This window comes from Desulfovibrio piger, assembly GCF_012843875.1.
Classification (GTDB): domain Bacteria; phylum Desulfobacterota; class Desulfovibrionia; order Desulfovibrionales; family Desulfovibrionaceae; genus Desulfovibrio.
Window position 1 is genome coordinate 1 of record NZ_JABAFY010000006.1, and the last position, 18784, is coordinate 18784.

Consider the following 18784-nt stretch of genomic DNA (forward strand, 5'->3'; position numbering starts at 1 on the left):
TTTTTTTCCAACCTTGACTGTTGTGGGTCTTCCTGTTTTACGCAAGCCCCGTGTTGCGTTTCAATTTACAATCTGCCGGACAAAAGGTGCGGCCTCCCCCTCCACGCCAAAAAACTTTATCAGGGCCTGCCTCTGCCGGGAGGGGAAAAGGAAGCACAGGCCTGCCGGGCAGGCGGAGGTTTTTCCCCGCACTCCAAATCCCTCCTCCCAGGTTCTCTTCCTCTCTTTAAAAATCGTTGTCCCGGAGCATCGAGCGGGACCTGTGGCGGCTGCCGGTCTCCGGGATGCACAGCATGATATGGCACGCTGTCCCCGCCGGCAGGCTGCTGGCGGGGACGGTATGGCGGACACCCTTCGGGCGGCATTTCTGTTGTCGCTTCCCCGCCTTGCGTTTTTTTGTCCTGAACGAAGGAAGGCGCGTGGAGCGCGCCTTCCCATGAGCGTTTTTTGGGGGGAGGGGGAGTTTGAGGGGGAGGGCCCGCTTTTTACCGCAGGAAAAAGGGGCCCTCCCCCTTAAGCCAGCCAGCCCGGCAGATCATCAATAAAACAAAAACGGGCCGTCTCCTGAAGAGACGGCCCGTTTCGTATCGTGGGAGCTGTCGTTGACGCCGGGAAGCGAGGCACCGGTGCGGCGGGCACAGCTCCGAATGCGGCCTTTGTTGCCGCGCCCCGTCCCATGCTGCTCTGCTTTGAACGGAGGAAGGTGCGTAGGCGCCTTTCCAAGAGCGTCTGGGGAGGGGAGTTTGAGGAGAGGCCCGCTTGTTACCGCAGGCAAAAGGGGCCCTTCCTCCTCAACATATTCGTGCCTTAGGCCAGCACTTCCATGGTGGCCTGGGCGATCTGCAGTTCCTCGTTGGTGGGGATGATGAGGACCTTGATCTTGCTGTCGGGGGTGGAGATGGTGCGGGCACCGGGCTTGCGAGTGCCGTTTTCTTCCAGGTTCAGGCGCACGCCCAGTTCTTCCAGGCCTTCGCAGACCTTGGCGCGGACGATGTCGTCGTTTTCACCGATACCGGCGGTGAAGACCAGGGCATCGACCTTGCCGCCCAGCAGGAAGAAGTAGGCGCCCAGGGTCTTCTTGATGCTGCGGACCAGCATGTTGAGGGCCAGTTCGGCCTTCTTGTTGCCGTTCTCGATCTCCTTGTGCACGTCACGCATGTCGGTGAAGCCGCACAGGCCCAGCAGGCCGGACTTCTTGTTCATCAGGGTGTCCATTTCCTCGGGGGTCAGGCCCTTCTTTTCCATGATGAAGGGGACGATGGCCGGGTCGATGGAACCGCAGCGGGTGCCCATGATGAGGCCTTCCAGAGGGGTGAGGCCCATGCTGGTGTCAAAGCACTTGCCGTCTTTCACACAGCTCATGGAAGAGCCGTTGCCGAGGTGCATGGTGATGGAGCGCAGCTCGGACTGGGGCTTGCCCAGGTATTCGGCGGTCTTCTTGGCGATGTACTTGTGAGAGGTGCCGTGGAAGCCGTAGCGGCGGATGTGCATCTCTTCGTAGATCTCGTAGGGCAGGCCGTACATGTAGGCTTCCTGCGGCATGGCCATGCCGAATTCGGTGTCGAACACGGCCACGTTGGGCACGCCGGGGAAGAGCTTTTCGGCCACTTCGATGCCCATGAGGTTGGCGGGGTTGTGCAGGGGGCCCAGGGGGAAGCAGTCACGGATGATCTGCTTCACGTTTTCGTCCACCTTCACGGTCTCGGTGATGGATTCGCCGCCGTGCAGCACGCGGTGGCCGATGGCGTAGATCTCGCTCTTGTCCTTGATGACGCCCTTTTCAGGGTCGGTCAGCAGGGAGATGACCAGTTCCATGGCTTCCACGTGGGTGGGGAAGGCGCTTTCGCGCACGATCTTTTCTTCGTGGTCGCTGTCAGGAGCGATCTTGTGGGTCAGCTTGCCCATGCCCTGGCCGATGCGTTCGGCCAGACCGGAAGCCAGGACGGTCTCGGTGTCCATTTCCAGCAGCTGATATTTGCAGGAGGAAGAGCCAGCGTTGATAACCAGTACTTTCATGAGGATCCTCGTCAGGGGGGAATGGAGGGACGGAGCCTGGGCTCCGTCCCTGATATGGTGGTTGCGGACAGGATGCCGGGCGAGGCCGGCGCGTGTCCGTACTACTTCTGCTTTTCGGCAGCGGCCTGGATGGCGGTGATGGCCACGGTATTCACGATATCGGGCACGGTGCAGCCGCGGGACAGGTCGTTGACGGGCTTGTTGAGGCCCTGCAGGACAGGACCGATGGCCACGGCCTCAGCGGCACGCTGCACAGCCTTGTAGGTGTTGTTGCCGGTGTTGAGGTCGGGGAAGATGAAGACGGTCGCCTTGCCGGCCACCTTGCTGTTGGGCAGCTTGGTCTTGGCCACGGTGGGATCGATGGCGGCGTCGTACTGCAGGGGGCCTTCCAGGGAGAGCTCGGGAGCCTTTTCCTTGGCCAGGGCCGTGGCTTCCACCACCACATCCACGTCGGCACCCTTGCCGGACGTACCGGTGGAGTAGGAGAGCATGGCCACGCGGGGATCGATGCCGAAGACCTTGGCGGTATCGGCGGAGGCCACGGCGATCTCGGCCAGCTGCTGGGAGGTGGGGTTGGGGTTGACGGCGCAGTCACCGAAGACCAGCACGCGGTCCTTGAGGCACATCAGGAAGACCGAGGAGACCACGGAGTAGCCGGGCTTGGTCTTGATGAATTCGAAGGCGGGACGGATGGTGTGGGCGGTGGTGTTCACGGCACCGGAGACCATGCCGTCGGCGTCGTCCTTCTTGACCATCATGGTGGCGTAGTAGGTAGCGTCGCTCATGACGTCGCGGGCGCGTTCGATGGTCACGCCCTTGGCCTTGCGCAGTTCGGCATAGGTGGCGGCGTAGTCTTCGAACTTGGGCGAGGTGACGGGATCGATGATGGTGGCCTTGCTGATGTCGAGGTGCAGTTCGCGGGCCAGCTTGTTGATCTTGTCTTCATTGCCCAGCAGGATGATGTCAGCTACTTCGCGGCGCAGCAGGATGTCGGTGGCCTGCAGGATGCGGGGTTCCTCGCCTTCGGCCAGGACGATGCGCATCTTGTTGGCCTTGGCGCGCTCGATGAGGTTCAGTTCGAACATCATGGGCGTCATGCGGCCGGGTTTGGTCATGTTCAGGCGGGCGCTGATCTCCTTGCCGTTGACGTAGTGGTCATACAGGCCCAGCACGGTGTTGATCTTGCGGGTATCGGTGGGCTCGATGAGGCCGTAGATCTCCTGCAGGGACATGAAGGCCTTGGAGGTGTGCTGTTCGGTCAGCAGCACGGGCAGGGGGGCACCGGTCCAGCCTTCGATGAGGCTGCTCACTTCGGCGCTGGGACGGATGCCGCCGGTCAGCAGCACGCCGGCGATGTCGGGCTTGCTGGAGGACAGGCGGGAGGCGATGGAGGCCAGCAGGATGTCGGTGCGGTCGCCGGGGGTCACGATGAGCTGGTCCTTGGCCAGGTAGCCCAGGAAGTTGTCCACGTGCATGGCGGCGATGAGGTAGTCGCCCACCAGGGCGTCGAGATGGGCCTCACCGGAGAGCACTTCGGCGTTCAGGCCCTTCTGCAGGTCGCGCATGGTGGCGCGGCCCAGGGCGGGCTCGTCCGGGATGGCGTAGACCAGGCCGGGCTTGTCATCAGCGGCAAAGATGTCGCTCAGGCCGTCGGCTTCGGCGCGGGTCAGGCTGGAGCGGTTGACGATGGTGGCGATGACGTCCAAGGAGTAGGGGGCCATGGAGTCGCGGGTCACCAGCAGGGAGTCGCGCACTTCTTCGGCGTTCTTGCCTTCACCGCTGGTGATGAGCATCACGGGGCAGCCCAGGTTGGAGGCGATCTCGGCGTTCAGTTCGAATTCGAAGACCGGGTCCTTGCCCAGGAATTCGGTGCCCACGCAGAGCACGAAATCGTGGCGGCTCTGCAGTTCCTTGAACTTCTGGATGATGTTCTCGATGACCAGGTTGCGGTCGCCCTGATTGATGATGGTGCGCACTTCCTGGTAGGTGTAGGCGAAGGTGTCGCAGTAGTCCTGCTTGAGCTTGAAGTGTTCCAGCAGCAGGTTGATGTCCGGGGCGCGGTCATCCAGCTGGGGTTCATTGATGATGGGGCGGAAAATGGCCACATCCTGCATGTTGCGGCTCAGGATGGACATGGTGCCCAGGGCGATGGCGCGCTTGCCGGTGCGCGGGCCCGTGGCGGTAAGGTATAGGGCGCGATGCATGGTTTCCTCCAGGACGGGGCGCTGGCCCCGGTGAATCGATGCCGTTATGTTTGAAGTTTCGCGAGCCGGAAACTTCCCGAGCGCGGGTTGGCTGATGGCGCGCTGCGCGCCGCGGCCCGAGGGCCGCTGCCCTTGCGGGCGGAAAGATGATGTTGCGCCATGCGGGTCTGCCGTCCCGGCATGGGCGCGTCCTTGCCGGCGGGCCGGAGGACGCTGGGGCTCGACCCACGCTCCAGATAATGGGGGCGCGGCCGTTGCGGCCGCGCCCCTTCATTTATTCAGCGTATGCCGGCTTAGTTTTCGCTGCCGGGATGAGGCAGGCTGGCCAGCTGCTTGTACAGAGCGTGACGCTCGTTGTAGGCCTTGTCCAGTTCAGCCTTGAGCTGCTTGGACACTTCGGGATCCTTCTTGTCCAGAGCGGCGAAACGGGTTTCGCCGGCCAGGAAGGCCTGCAGTTCGCCGTTGGGATCCTTGGTGTAGTCCAGCTGGAAGGGATTCTTGCCTTCCTTGGCCAGTTCGGGGTTGAAGCGGTACAGGGGCCAGTAGCCGGTCTGCACGGCCAGCTTTTCTTCTTCCTGGCTCTTGCCCATGCCCTTGCGGATACCCTGGTTGATGCAGGGAGCGTAGGCGATGATCAGCGAGGGGCCCTTGTAGGCTTCGGCTTCGCGGAAGGCCTTGAGCACCTGCTGCTTGTCGGCGCCCATGGCGATGGAGGCCACGTACACATAGCCGTAGCTCATGGCCATGCGGCCCAGGTCCTTCTTGCCGATGCGCTTGCCGGCAGCGGCGAACTGAGCGATGGCGCCCAGAGGAGTGGACTTGGAGGCCTGACCGCCGGTGTTGGAGTACACTTCGGTATCCATCACCAGGACGTTGATGTCGTCGCCGGAAGCCAGAACGTGGTCCAGACCGCCGTAACCGATGTCGTAGGCCCAGCCGTCACCACCGAAGATCCACACGCTCTTCTTGGTGAAGAGGTCGCCCATATCCCACAGCTTGTGGGCCAGAGCGTGGTTGGCTTCGGACAGGCTGTCCAGGTTGTCCAGGATCTCTTCGCCGAACTTGCGGGAGCCTTCGGCGTCTTCCATGTTGTCCAGCCAGCCCTGCAGGGAGGCCTTCAGTTCGTCGTCGATGCCTTCGGTGGCCAGGGCTTCCTTGACAGCCAGGGCCAGGGCGCCGCGGCGCTGCTTGTAGCCCAGACCGATACCGCAGCCGAATTCGGCGGCGTCTTCAAAGAGGCTGTTGCCCCAGGCGGGACCGAAGCCGTCCTTGTTGGTGGTGTAGGGCGTGGTGGGGGAAGAAGCACCCCAGATGGAGGAGCAACCGGTGGCGTTGGCGATCAGCATGCGTTCGCCGAACAGCTGGGTGAGCACCTTGACGTAGGGGGTTTCACCGCAGCCGGCGCAGGCGCCGGAGAACTCATGCAGGGGCTGCTGCAGCTGGGAACCCTTGACGGTGTCGCGAGCCATCAGGTCGTCCTTGATGGAGACGTTGGCTTCGGCGAAGGCCAGGTTGGCCACCTGGGCGTCGATCTGGGTATCCAGGGGCTTCATGGTCAGGGCGCGCTTTTCAGTCTTGGTGGGGCAGACTTCCACGCAGGAGCCGCAGCCCAGGCAGTCTTCGGCGTACACCTGCATGCGGAACTTCATGCCGGTCAGTTCCTTGCCCTTGGCAGGCACGGTCACGAAGCTTTCGGGAGCGCCGGCCAGTTCTTCGTCATTGGCGACCACGGGGCGGATGGCGGCGTGGGGGCACACGAAGGAGCACTGGCAGCACTGGATGCAGTTGTCGGCCACCCATTCGGGCACGTTGATGGCCACACCGCGCTTTTCACAGGCAGCGGTGCCCAGAGGCATGATGCCGGCGGGTTCCATGGCGGACACGGGCAGCTTGTCGCCGCGCTGGGCCAGGATGGGACGCACCACACCGGCGATGTAGTCGTCGTCGCCGCAATGGCAGACTTCGGCACCTTCGGTGGCGTCAGCCCAGGATTCGGGGTACTTGATCTCGACCAGGGCGTCCATGCCCTTGTCCACGGCGGCGATGTTCATGTTGACGATCTTGTCGCCCTTCATGCCGTAGGTCTTCTTGATGGATTCCTTCAGCAGGGCCACGGCCTTGTCGAAGTCGATCACGTTGGCCAGCTTGAAGAAAGCGGTCTGCATGATCATGTTGATGCGGCCGCCCAGACCCACTTCCTGGGCCACGGCAACGGCGTCAACGTTGAAGAACTTCAGGTGCTTGCGGGCGATGGTGCGCTTCATGGAAGCAGGCAGGTGCTTTTCCATGTCTTCCAGCGACCAGTTGGAGTTCAGCACGAAGGTACCGCCGTCCTTGATGCCGTCCAGGATGTCGTACTGGGTGACATAGGCGGCCTTGTGGCAGGCGATGTAGTCCGCCTGGGTGATGAGGTAGGAAGACTGGATGGGGCTCTTGCCGAAGCGCAGGTGGGACACGGTGAAGCCACCGGACTTCTTGGAGTCGTAAGCGAAGTAGGCCTGAGCGTACATGTCGGTGTTGTCACCGATGATCTTGACGGCCTGCTTGTTGGCACCCACGGTACCGTCGGCGCCCAGACCGAAGAACTTGCACTGCACGGTGCCGGCGGGCACGGTGTCGATCTCTTCTTCAACGTCGAGGCTCAGGTTGGTCACGTCGTCGTGGATGCCCACGGTGAAGTGGTTCTTGGGAGCCAGGCCCAGCATGTTGTCGAACACGGCCTTGGCCATGCCGGGGGTGAAGTCCTTGGAGCCCAGACCGTAACGGCCGCCCACGATGGTGGGAGCTTCGCCCTTTTCCATGAAGGCAGTGCACACGTCCTGGTACAGGGGCTCGCCCAGGGAACCGGGTTCCTTGGTGCGGTCGAGGACGGTGATGGTGGTGGCGGTGGCGGGGATGGCCTGCAGCAGGTGTTCGGCCGAGAAGGGACGGAACAGATGCACTTTCACCAGACCCACGCGCTGGCCGCGTTCGTTCAGGTAGTTGACGGTTTCCTGGATGACTTCACAGGAGGAGCCCATGCTGATGATCACGCGGTCGGCTTCGGGATGGCCCACGTAGTCGAACAGGCGATGCTTGCGGCCGGTGATGGCGGCCACTTTCTTCATGTTTTCCAGCACGATGCCGGGCACGGCGTCATAGTACAGGTTGCTGGCTTCGCGGTTCTGGAAGAAGATGTCGGGGTTCTGGGCGGTGCCGCGGATATGGGGATGTTCCGGGTTCATGGCATTGGCGCGGAACTCTTCGACCTTGTCCCAGGGAACCAGCTTGCGGATGTCTTCGTAATCGATGGTCTCGATCTTCTGCACTTCGTGAGAGGTACGGAAACCGTCGAAGAAGTGGCAGAAGGGCACGCTGGCGTCAAGGGCGGACAGGTGGGCGACCAGGGCCATGTCCATGCATTCCTGCACCGAAGAGGAGCAGAGGAAGGCAAAACCGGTCTGGCGGCAGGCCATGACGTCCTGATGGTCACCGAAGATGGACAGAGCGTGGGAAGCCAGGGCACGGGCCGAAACATGGAAGACGCCGGGCAGCAGTTCGCCGGCGATCTTGTACATGTTGGGGATCATGAGCAGCAGGCCCTGGGAAGCGGTGTAGGTGCTGGTCAGAGAACCGGCAGCCAGCATACCGTGCACGGCACCGGCGGCACCGGCTTCGGACTGCATTTCACGCACGGTCACGGTCTGGCCCATCAGGTTTTTGCAACCCTTGGCAGCCATTTCGTCCATGACTTCGCCCATGACGGACGAAGGGGTAATGGGGTAAATGGCAGCCGTGTCCGACAGAGCGTAGGCAATATACGCGGTGGCGTTATTGCCGTCCATGGTTTTCATTTTCGCCATCTGTTCCTCCTTGCGCGTCTATCTTGGCGCGCATGTTTTTCCGGAATGGACACACCGGCAAGCGGTGGTCTTGTGCAAACAGAGAGGATCCATCGCATCATGCCGTGGCATGAGGCCGGAGCGGCCCGGGCGGAAGAAGCCCGAAAAAACGGCCGGGACCGTGCCTGTTCGCAATGGATGAGCCCTACCACAAAATTGTTTGTTTGAACAGTCTAATGTGGGCAGGCTGTGAAAAAAAATGCACAAGCATTTTTGCAAGAGAAACAAAGGAGTTAGAAAGATATTGAGCCGCTGCGGCTCCGCAGGACGCGTGACCGGCGCCTTTGTCTCTCTTCAGGCTGCCTACTAAAAAGGGCGACAAAAGGCAATAACGGAAAATACCATGAAATATGTCATGTGATCATAGCCCGCAAAACGGCGCTGCGAAAGGCTTTGGAGGTCCTCCCGGCAGGGCTTGGGAAGGGGCGGTGCCCTGCCGGTCATGGCACCTTGCTGCGGCAGGCTGCTGACCGGGAAAGCGCAGGGAAGGGAGGCGGGCGAAGAGGCCGTTCCCCGGCCTTCAGGGGCGGTCGGCCGGGTGCCCGGGGCGACTGCCGCCGTGCCGGACAGGGGCCCGCCGGCAGGCCATGAAAAAAGGGGCCCCCTGACGGGCGCCCCTTGAACAGGTCACAAGGACAAACAGCTAGATCTTGCCGCCGGTCTTGAGCACGGCCTGCATGCCGCCGGCGGCGTTGACCACGTCGGTGATGCCGTTGCGGGCCAGGATCAGCACGCTGTCATAGGCGCGCAGACCGGTGTTGCAGATGATGGCCACAGGACGGTCCTTGGGCACTTCGTTGACCCGGCTGGGCATCTCTTCCAGAGAGATGGAGTGCCATTCGGGATGGACGGCCTGCACGGCCTGACCGGCCTTGGCGGGACGGGCGTCGATGAAGAAGATGTTGTTCTCGGCGCGCTTTTCCCACAGCGCCATGAACTCTTCGGAGGTGATGGGCTTCACACGGCCAGCCAGCACGTTGTCGGCCACGTTGGCCACCACGTTGACCACGTCCATGGCGGAGGCGAAAGGCGGCGCGTAGGAGATCTCCAGGTTGGAGATGTCTTCCACGGTGGGCTTGCCATACTGCAGCACGGCGGCCACGGCGTCGATGCGGGCCTTGAGGGCGTCACCGGCGGTGCAGGCGCCCTGGATGCCCAGCACGCGGCGGTCCCTCTTGTCCACCACCAGTTCCAGGCTCATCATGTTCTTTTCGGGATAGAAGTGGGCGCGGTCCAGCTGTTCCACGGCCACGGAGATGGCGTCATAGCCTTCCTTGCGGGCGCGTTCCACAGTGAGGCCGGCGCCGCAGAAGGACATGTCGAACAGTTTCACGGCCCAGGTGCCCACGAAGCCGGGGAAGCTGGCATCGCCGCCGGCCAGGTTGGTGCCGATGACGCGGCCCTGGCGGTTAGCCATGCTGCCCAGGGGCAGGTAGCCCAGCTTGCCGGTGATGAGGTTCTTGATGGCCACGCAGTCGCCGCCGGCATAGATGTCGGGGTCGCTGGTCTGCATCTTTTCATTGACCACGATGGCGCCGAAGGGGGCCACTTCCAGACCGGCGTCCTTGGCCAGCTGGCCGTTGGGCAGGAAACCGGCGGCAAAGATCACCAGCTGGGCGGGCAGTTCGCGCTTGTCGGTGATGACCTTGCACACGGCGCCGTCCTTGCCTTCCAGCTTGACGACCTTTTCAGAGGTGTAGACGGACAGGCCGTGGGCCTCGCAGTCGTGGGCGGCCATCTTGCCCATGTTGTGGGAGAGCACGCCGGGCAGCATCTGGTCCATCATTTCCACCACGCTGACCTTAACGCCCCACATGTCGGACAGGGCCACGGCAGCTTCCAGACCGATGAAACCGCCGCCCACGATGACGGCCTCGTTGACCTGGCCGTGTTCGCAGGCTTTGCGGATGACGTCGGCGGCTTCCAGACGGGTGAGGGTCAGGACGTTCTTCAGGTCGTGACCTTCCACCGGAGGCATGCGCGGGGTGGCACCGGTGGCCAGCACCAGCTTGTCGTAGGGCAGCTTTTCTTCCTCGCCGGTGACCACGTTGCGCACCAGCAGGGTCTTGGCGGCGCGGTCGATGGCCATGGCGCGGGTCTGGTTGCGCACGGTGATGCCTTTCATGGTACGGAAGAATTCGGGGTCACGCACGGTGTGGTAGGGCGTGGCGCGCAGGTCGTCGAGGTTGTTGACCTCGCCGGACACATAATAGGGGATGCCGCAGCCGCCGTAGGAGATGAAGAGGTTTTCATCCACCAGGGTGATCTCGGCGTCGGGCATCAGGCGCTTGCAGCGGCAGGCAGCCTTGGGACCCAGGGCAACGCCGCCGATAACCAGGATTTTCTGTGCCATGATAGACTCTCCTTGTAGAGCATTTGGCGTTTGAAACGCCGGGCGTCTCAAACTTTGTGCCGTCCGGGGACGAGGTCTCTCGCCCGGACACGGGCGGCCGCGGGCGCGGTCGCCGGAGCATGACGCTGTTGTTGGTCGGGCCTCGGGCGGCGACCCTGCGGTCACCAGACGGGGACAGGATACCTGTCCCTAGCGGCCCCGATACTGCCGGGCGTCTCCCACCCGGACGGTGATCTTTTCCCTGTCCATGAACTCCAGCAGGGCGATGAGGTACTTGCGCGAAAGGCCCAGGATCTCCTTGAGGCCGCCCACGTCCAGATCCTCATGGTCGCTGAACCACAGGCGCACCTTGTCCAGGATCTCTTCCACGGCCTCGTTGCCGTAGTAGAGGCCGTCCTTGACGCGCACCAGCTTCTTCTGTTCGCACAGCAGGCGCAGGACGGGCGCCGCCTCCTTGCTGCTCACGCCCAGCTCCTCGAGCACGTCCTTGAGGTTGGGCGGGGTCAGGCCCGCGCTGGTGTGGGCCTCCAGCAGCTTGCGGCTCAGGCCCTCCTGGTCGGAAGCCAGCGTGATCTTGTGGCTGGCCAGGCGCAGGCCGTCGCCTTCGGCCACCAGCAGGCCCTTTTTCTGGGCCGCTTCCAGCACGCGCGCCACCAGACGCTGGGGCAGCTTGTCGCTCCAGCCGGCGCACAGGGCGCCGCTGGGCAGCGAGGGCTTGAGCGGGTTCTTGGCGTGCAGGGCGGCGGCCCTGTCCAGGCAGGCGCGGATCAGGGCCTCGAAATGCAGGCTGGCGATCCACATGCGGCCTTCCTTGTGCCAGCAGATGGCCTCGCCCTGGGAAGACAGCTGGACCAGCTGCTTCTGCAGGGCCGCGGCGCTCTGGCCGGTGAGGGCCTGCAGCTGGCTGTGGCTGGCGCCCGCGCTGCCGCTGAGGCTCAGGGCCGCCCTGGTGAGGTCGAGGCCGGAGTGGGCCGTGATGTATTCGGGTGCGGCCAGTTCGGGCAGACGGGCCAGCAGGTCGAGCTTGTTCTGGAAATCCGGGTCCTTGCGGCGCAGCAGGGGCGGCAGGGGGCTGACGATGGTGCCGCCGGCCACGGTGCGCAGGGGCGAGTAGGCGCGCAGCACGCAATGGTCGCCGAACACGCCCACCATATCGCTGGAGAAGCGCAGTTCGGCCAGGCAGGAATCGCCGGGGGCCAGGCGGTCACGGTCGAAGAAGACCACCCGGGCCGCGCATTCCTGCGTGGCGTGGTGGAAGTGGACCTCGGTACGCTGGCGCAGGGGCCGCGGCGCGGACTTGAGGCACTGCAGACGCACCAGCCAGCGGCGGGAGGGGAAAAGGGTGTCGGGACGGCAGAGGGTGTTGCCGCGATGGATGTCCGTCACTTCCAGGCCCTGCACGTTGACGGCGCAGCGCTCGCCGGCGCGGACCATCTCCACGCTGCTGCCGTGGCGCTGCAGGCTGCGGGCGCGGGTGGGCAGGGCGCCGGGCATGAAGCAGAGTTCGTCCCCTTCGCTGACCGCGCCGGAAATGACCGTGCCCGTGATGACCGTGCCGTGCCCCTTGAGGGTGAACACGCGGTCCACCGGCAGGCGGAAGATGTCGGAGCCGTGCCGGGGCGGCAGGCTGCTGGCGCAGGCCAGGATATGTTCGCGCAGGGCCGGGATGCCCTGGCCCGTGCTGGACGAGACGGGGAAGATGGGGGCGCCTTCCAGAAAAGTGCCCTGCAGGAAGGTGCGCACGTCTTCCTGGACCAGTTCCAGCCAGTCCGCGTCCACCATGTCCACCTTGGTCAGGGCCACGAAACCGTGCCGGATGCCCAGCAGGGAGCAGATCTCCAGATGTTCGCGGGTCTGGGGCATGACGCCTTCGTCGGCGGCGATGACCAGCATGACGAAGTCCACACCGGCGGCACCGGCCACCATGTTTTTGACGAAGCGTTCATGGCCGGGCACGTCCACGATGCCCAGACGCTCGCCACCCGGCATGGGGACCCAGGCGAAGCCCAGTTCGATGGTGATGCCGCGCCGCTTCTCTTCTTCCAGACGGTCACAGTCGATGCCCGTCAGCGCGCGGACCAGAGATGTCTTGCCGTGGTCGATGTGACCGGCGGTACCCAGGATCAGAGCCATTCTACCCCCAGAAAAAACACAGGAGCCCCGCCGGAAACGCCTTGCGGCGGCCCGGTGAGGGGGACTGTCCCGTGTACGGAACTGGTTTTCAGTGTACGCCAGAGAGCGGGGCTTTGCAAACGGCTGCGGCGGACGACCGAAGAAGTTTCAGGCCTCCAACGCTCTGGTGAAAAATATCACAATTAGAGCCATGGTACGATTTTGTTCAAAAATAATCATCAAATACAGATCATTATGAACAGCGTCCGGGCTATGCCCTGTTTACCGGAGAACGAGTGCCGCCGGCAAACAAATACAAGAAAAAAATAAGGGGAATGTCCGAAGGGCCTTGGCGGGGGCAGGAAGGGCAGCTCCGCAAGGGCCGGGGACGGAAGAAAAGTTTTTTTGCCGTCCGTTCCGTACGGCAAAGCCTTTTGTTCACAAGGCTGCACGGTCTGCGGGGCACACAGCGGTGCCCCGCGGAAGTCCCGTTAATCCGGCAACTGCTCCAGCCATTGCTGGGTGGCGTCGATGAGCTTGCGGGGCGTGGAAGCCCCGGCGGTAAGGCCCACACGCCCCTTGCCGGCAAAGTCTTCGGCCCGCAGTTCTTCGGCCTGTTCGATATGATAGGTGCTGATGCCGCTCTGGGCCGCCAGATCGGCCAGACGGCGGGTGTTGCCGCTCTGGCGGCCGCCCACTACCACCATGGCATCCACCTGGGCAGCGATGCTGCGGGCCTCTTCCTGGCGTTCGCGGGTGGCATCACAAATGGTGGCCAGCACCTTGAGCCGGGGCAGGCGGTCGCGCAGTTCCTTTTCCAGCTGTTCGAAGACGGAACGGTCCTGGGTGGTCTGGGAGGCCAGCACATAGGAACGTTCCGGGTCCACATGCAGGGCGGCCAGTTCGTCACGGCTGCCGAACACATGGGCCGGTCCGTGGGCATAGGAGACAAGGCCGCGCACTTCGGGATGGTCGGCCTCACCGAAAAGCAGCAGCTCCTCGCCGTCGCGGGTGGCACGTTCGATGGCCAGCTGGGCGCGCTTGACCTTGGGGCAGGTGGCGTCCACCACGTCGGCGCCGGTGGCGCGGACGGCCTCCTCCACCTGACGGGTGATGCCGTGGGCGCGGATGAGGACCCTGTCCGTGGCGTTGAGCTGGGAAGGATCCTGGGCGCAGAAGACCCCCAGGGCCCCATAGTCGGCCAGGACCTGCGGGTTGTGGATGATGGGGCCCAGAGTGCAGGTGCGGCCTTCGCAGGGCTGTTCCAGAGCGGTATCCAGTTTTTGCAGGGCCAGGCCGACCCCCATGCAGAAACCGGCGGTCTTGGCGCGGATGACGTCCATAGTTCTCTCCCGGAAAAGATTCTTTGCGGCAGTGTTCCGTGAGAGGGAGGCCCTGTCAAGGGGAAGGGGCGCTCGCACTGTGCGGGAATCGCCGCCGGATGGCGGATGCTGTCTGGCATCCGGGCGGGTCCGCCTGTGCGGCGGCACGGCACCTTCGGCGCACACCGTCCTATCGACACGCTCGATATACGGGAAAGGGGCAGAGCCTGTGAGCAGGTGCGTCTGTGATTGCACGGGGGATACAAGACGCCTGCCTGTGGGGGACGGGGCAGGCAGGGGAAATCCCGTCCGGCAGGCGGCGGATGGCTCCCCGGCTGGAGAGGAGATGAAGAAGGCTGTCCAGGAAGGCAAAGGAAAGCGCGGGGGAGAGAAGACCGGAACTCCCCGTCGAGCGTCCTGTGCGGAGCACGGGACGCCGTGAGCGGTTTTTGAAGGATGGGGGAGTTTGAGGGGGAAGGGGACTTTTTTCCGCTGGAAAAAGTCCCCTTCCCCCTCAACAGATCTTGCCGTTTATTCCGGCAAAAAGCGGTCCATCAGCTCGTGCAGACCTTCCCAGGACGTGCAGCGGCAGAGCTCGAGGCGCAGGGCCTTGACGCCGGGCAGGCTGCGCACGTAGCGGGGCACCACGCTGCGCATCTTCCAGAGGGCGGCGCGACCGGGACAGAGCTCCTGGGCCAGTTCCATGTGGCGCAGGACCATGGCCCGCAGGGCGGCCGGTGAGGGGGGCTGGGGCTCCTCGCCCCGGCAAAGGCGGAGGTGGTCGTCGAAGATGGCCGGGCCGTGCATGGCGCCCCGGGCGTACATGACCGTATCCACGCCGGTCTGCTCCAGCACGCGCAGGCCGTCCCGGGCGCTGAACAGGTCGCCGCTGGCGATGAGGGGGATGTCCAGGGCTTGCTTGAGCTCGGCCAGCACCTCGTGGGCGGCCTCGCCGCCGAAGCCCTGGCGCGCCGTACGCGGATGCAGGGTGATCCAGCCCGCGCCCAGATCCTGGAGGCGCAGGGAAAGGTCGCGCCAGACATGCCTTTGGCTGTCCAGGCCCAGACGGATCTTGAAGCCCACCCGTCCGGGACCGGCGGCCTGGAGCATGGCGCGGGCCACTTCGAGGGCATTGGGCACATCGCCCAGCATGGCGGCCCCGGCCCCCTGTTTGAGGACCTTGGCCACCGAGCAGCCCATGTTGAGGTCGAACCAGCCGTAGCCCACGTCGCGGAGCATCTCCACGGCCCGTTGCAGGAAGGAGGCCTCGGCGCCGAAAAGCTGGACCACCAGCGGCTGGTCCTCGGGCAGGCTCTGCAACAGCTCGCCGGTGCCGGGGCTGCGGTAGACAAGGCCCTTGGCGCTGACCATCTCGGTCACGCAGACCGCCGCGCCGTACTGGCGGCAGAGCAGGCGGAAGGGCAGGTCGCTGTAGCCGGCCAGGGGCGCCAGCCAGGGGTGCTCCCGGTCGAAGGGCAGGCTGTCGGGGGTGGCCGGGGATTCCGGCAGGAAAAACGCTTTGTGCATCATCAATGTTCCGTAGTGCGGGACGCAGGGTCTTCGGGTTGCATCTGTTGCAGGCGCTGCTGCGCCAGCTGGTCCACGCTGCGGGGGGCAGCGGCCGTGGGGCAGGCGGGACCGGGACAGGATTCCTCGGGGCAGCCGGTGTGGCAGCAGATATGCCTGTTCAGCATGTCCACGCCGATGCGCAGGCCGTCGCCCAGGGTATCGGCCACAAAGCCGTCGCTCAGGCAGTCGATGACGCCCGTGCGGCCGAGGATGTCGCGCACGTTGCGGCTGCCCACCACCAGGACCACCGGCACACTGCGGGCATAGCAGCGTTCGAGGAACTGCTCAAGGGCATGGGCGCCGGAGGCATCCAGCCAGAACACGCGGGTCAGGTGCAGGACCACCAGACGGGGCGGCGTGTCGTCCTCTTCGTAGAGCTGGCGCTCCAGCTCATGGATGGCGCCGAAGAAGAGCGTGCCTTCGATGACGTAGACCACCAGGCCTTCGGGCATGTTGTCCGGGGCATAGCGCATGAGCGGGTCCGTGGCCCGCAGGCGGCGTACCCGGGGATGGGCCGCCTTGTAGATGAAGAGGGTCAGGGAGAGCAGCACGCCGATGAACACGGCCCGCTCCAGATCGAGGAGCAGGGTGGACGCGAAGGTGATGAGCAGCACCCAGCGGTCGATGCGCGTGGCCCGCAGGCAAAGGCGGATGGCCGGGATGTCGATCATGTTCACCGAGATGAGCAGCAGCACGCCCGCCAGGGCAGGCATGGGCAGCCAGCTGACCAGCGGCGCCATAACGAAGAGCATGGGCAGGGCCAGCAGGCCCGAAAAGACCGTGCCCATGCGGCTGCGCCCGCCGCTGGTGACCACCAGGGCGCTGCGGGTGAAGGAGCCGCAACCGGGGATGCCGGAGGTGAGGCCCGCGGCGATGTTGCCGAGGCCCTGACCGATGAGTTCCTGGCTGCCGTCGAAGCGGTCGCCGCGGATGCCCGCCAGCTGCTTGCCGATGGCCAGGGATTCCACGGCGCCCAGCAGGGCGATGGCCAGCGCGGGCATGAACAGGTCGCGGATGGAGGCCATGTCGAAGGCCGGGGGCAGGGAAAGGGGCGGGACCACGCTGGGGATGGCGCCCACCAGGCGCACGCCCTGCTCGTGGAGACCCAGCAGGGCCGAGACGGCGGAGATGATGACCAGGGCCGCCAGGGTGGCCGGGAAGCGGCGCGAGATGCGCTTGAAAAGCAGGATCAGCAGGATGGTGCCCCCGGAGACCAGCAGGCACCAGATGTTGAGATGAGTGAAGTTGTGGATGACGTGATCGATCTGGGGGAAGAATCCCTGTGCCTGGGAGGAGGGCAGGCCCAGCGCGGTCTTGAGCTGGCCCGACGCGATGAGCAGGGCCGCACCGGCGGAGAAGGCCACCATGACCGAATGGGAGATGAAATTGGCCAGCTCGCCCAGACGGGCAAGGCCCATGCCCACCTGGATGAGGCCGCAGAGCAGGGCGATGCCGAAGATGTAGGGCATGCGGGCCTCTTCGGGCAGACTGGCCACGGTGATGCCGCCGATGCTGACCGTGCTCATGGTGGTGAACAGCACCATGGAGATGGCGTTGGTGGGGCCGGCGGCCAGATAGCGGGCCGACCCCCAGAGGGCGGCCACGATGACCGGCAGCATGCAGGCATAGATGCCGTATTGCGGGTGCACCCCGGCGATGAGGGCATAGGCCATGGCCTGGGGGACGGCCATGGGGGTGACGGTGAGCGCGGCGACGAAGTCGGCGCGGAAGTCGCGCAGGCTGTAGTGACGCAGTTCGTTCAGGAAGGGGAAGAGGCGGGCGGCATTCATGGCGGCGCTCCGAGGTATGGAAGGTGACGGGCCCGGAAGGGCGACGCCCGGCAGGACAGGGCGCCGGAAAAAAACGGCGCATGTCCCCGCAGGGCGGGCGGCATCGTGACAGGAAAGGGGCAGGGTATCCCGACGGCGTGCGCCGTGTGGCGTACGGTTCCGCCGTCCTGGCAGGGGACGGCGGCGTTACGGGGGATCGGCCTGCCCCGGCCTAGTCGTGGGAGTCGTCTTCCAGCTTGAGGACGTCCTGCCCCAGTGCGTAGCGCATGAGGGAAGGACGCTCCGCGGATTTTTTCAGGGAGCCGATGATGCGGGTCATGCGGCGGGTGCCTTCCAGCACGCCGCCCAGATGCCCGGCCAGTTCCGTCAGGTCGGCGCGGGCCAGGATCTTTTCCAGTTCCAGGGCCAGGCGCTGGCCGCGTGAATCCTCGTGGAACTCCGCGCGCAGTTCGCGGGAAAGGCGCAGGGCACGGGAAAGGTTGTTGTCGATGTCTTCCACCAGCTCGCCGCAGTATTCGGCCTGGTTGCGCATGATGTTCAGGGCATTGTTGCCGTAGTGGGCCATGGCGCCGGCGGCCTTTTCCAGCGTGTCGCGGGCCACGGCCAGGCGGCGGCCCGTGGTCAGGGACACGATGCGGGCGCATTTGGACAGGAAGTGGGCGTCGTACATCTCGAAGCCGTATTCCCGCTGGGTGTAGAGCAGCACCAGGCCGAAGGGCGGCCGGTCGTTGCGTTCGCGCAGCACGAAGGCCAGACGGGAACGGTAGCCCGCCTTGTAGACCACGCAGTCGAAGGACTCGCCGCCGCGTTCGATGCCCCGCAGGTTGTTGGACACCACATGCCGGGCCGAGCCTTCCTTGACCGTGCGCATGACCGGGTGGTTGCGGATGCCTTCTTCCAGGGCGGGGACCACCATGGGGATGCCGCCGCCGTCACGGCGCGCGGCGGCCTGCACCACCCACTCGCCCTGGGGGTTGCGCAGACGGCAGACATAGAGGTCGGCATGCAGGGCATGGACCAGGATCTCGGCGCTCTGGCGCAGCACTTCTCCGGGGGGCGCCATATGGTCGGCCATGGAGAGCAGGTCGTTGGAGACACGCAGCAGGGTCTCCGTCTCGCTCTGCATGGCGGCGACGGAGGAGAGCAGCTGGAGCAGCGAGCGCCAGCTGCGCAGGGGCACGGCCCGCACATCGGGCTGGTAGCCGCGCTTCAGGGAGCGGTAGGCGGCCCGGATAAGGGCGATGATGGCAGGACGCACTTCGGGCGGCGCGTGTCTGACGATCTCGGTGATGGCTTCGCGCGGGGTGCGCAGGGAGTGGTATGACACGAAAATTCTCGCTTGGTGGCAGGTCCGCCCTGAAGATCTTATGAAATAAGGACAACGTTCAGAATAACAATATCGCAACCTTTGTCAATGCGCGTGCCGTCTTGCACGAGGTCCCGTCCCGGCCGTACGCCGGAGCGGGGCGGCGGAAAAGAGTTGAGTCCCGGAACAAAACATCGTACAAGCAGGCCATTCAGACTGAAACCGCACATC

Annotated in this window: 9 protein-coding genes; all 9 read right to left on the minus strand. The window is 64.5% G+C overall.

Annotated features, from left to right (window positions below):
* Positions 1-807 precede the first annotated feature (807 nt).
* The 9 genes from HF854_RS02690 to HF854_RS02730 all read right to left on the minus strand — a co-directional run bounded on the left by HF854_RS02690 (position 808) and on the right by HF854_RS02730 (position 18574).
* On the minus strand, positions 808-2016 hold the full coding sequence (locus tag HF854_RS02690) for an acetate kinase (protein ID WP_168934896.1): 1209 nt from the start codon (positions 2014-2016) through the stop codon (positions 808-810).
* A gap of 101 nt (positions 2017-2117) precedes the next feature.
* On the minus strand, positions 2118-4220 hold the full coding sequence (pta, locus tag HF854_RS02695; protein ID WP_168934897.1) for a phosphate acetyltransferase: 2103 nt from the start codon (positions 4218-4220) through the stop codon (positions 2118-2120).
* A gap of 293 nt (positions 4221-4513) precedes the next feature.
* On the minus strand, positions 4514-8062 hold the full coding sequence (nifJ, locus tag HF854_RS02700) for a pyruvate:ferredoxin (flavodoxin) oxidoreductase (RefSeq protein ID WP_168934898.1): 3549 nt from the start codon (positions 8060-8062) through the stop codon (positions 4514-4516).
* Between the two features lie 682 nt (positions 8063-8744).
* Positions 8745-10454 carry an FAD-dependent oxidoreductase gene (locus HF854_RS02705; protein ID WP_168934899.1) on the minus strand — a complete coding sequence of 570 codons (1710 nt, stop codon included), beginning with the start codon at positions 10452-10454 and terminating at the stop codon, positions 8745-8747.
* 189 nt (positions 10455-10643) lie between these two features.
* Complete coding sequence (selB, locus tag HF854_RS02710; RefSeq protein WP_168934900.1) at positions 10644-12587, minus strand: selenocysteine-specific translation elongation factor; 1944 nt, start codon at positions 12585-12587, stop codon at positions 10644-10646.
* A gap of 470 nt (positions 12588-13057) precedes the next feature.
* Positions 13058-13909, minus strand: coding sequence for a 4-hydroxy-3-methylbut-2-enyl diphosphate reductase (gene ispH, locus HF854_RS02715; RefSeq protein ID WP_168934901.1), 852 nt, complete (start codon positions 13907-13909; stop codon positions 13058-13060).
* A gap of 510 nt (positions 13910-14419) precedes the next feature.
* Complete coding sequence (locus HF854_RS02720) at positions 14420-15418, minus strand: tRNA dihydrouridine synthase (RefSeq protein ID WP_205906008.1); 999 nt, start codon at positions 15416-15418, stop codon at positions 14420-14422.
* On the minus strand, positions 15418-17247 hold the full coding sequence (locus HF854_RS02725; protein ID WP_168934902.1) for a SulP family inorganic anion transporter: 1830 nt from the start codon (positions 17245-17247) through the stop codon (positions 15418-15420). The genes HF854_RS02720 and HF854_RS02725 overlap by 1 nt, the downstream gene beginning before the upstream one ends.
* Before the next feature lie 211 nt (positions 17248-17458).
* Entirely contained in the window at positions 17459-18574 is a 1116-nt protein-coding gene (locus HF854_RS02730) for a hypothetical protein (RefSeq protein WP_040369755.1), read from the minus strand.
* Positions 18575-18784: the final 210 nt, after the last annotated feature.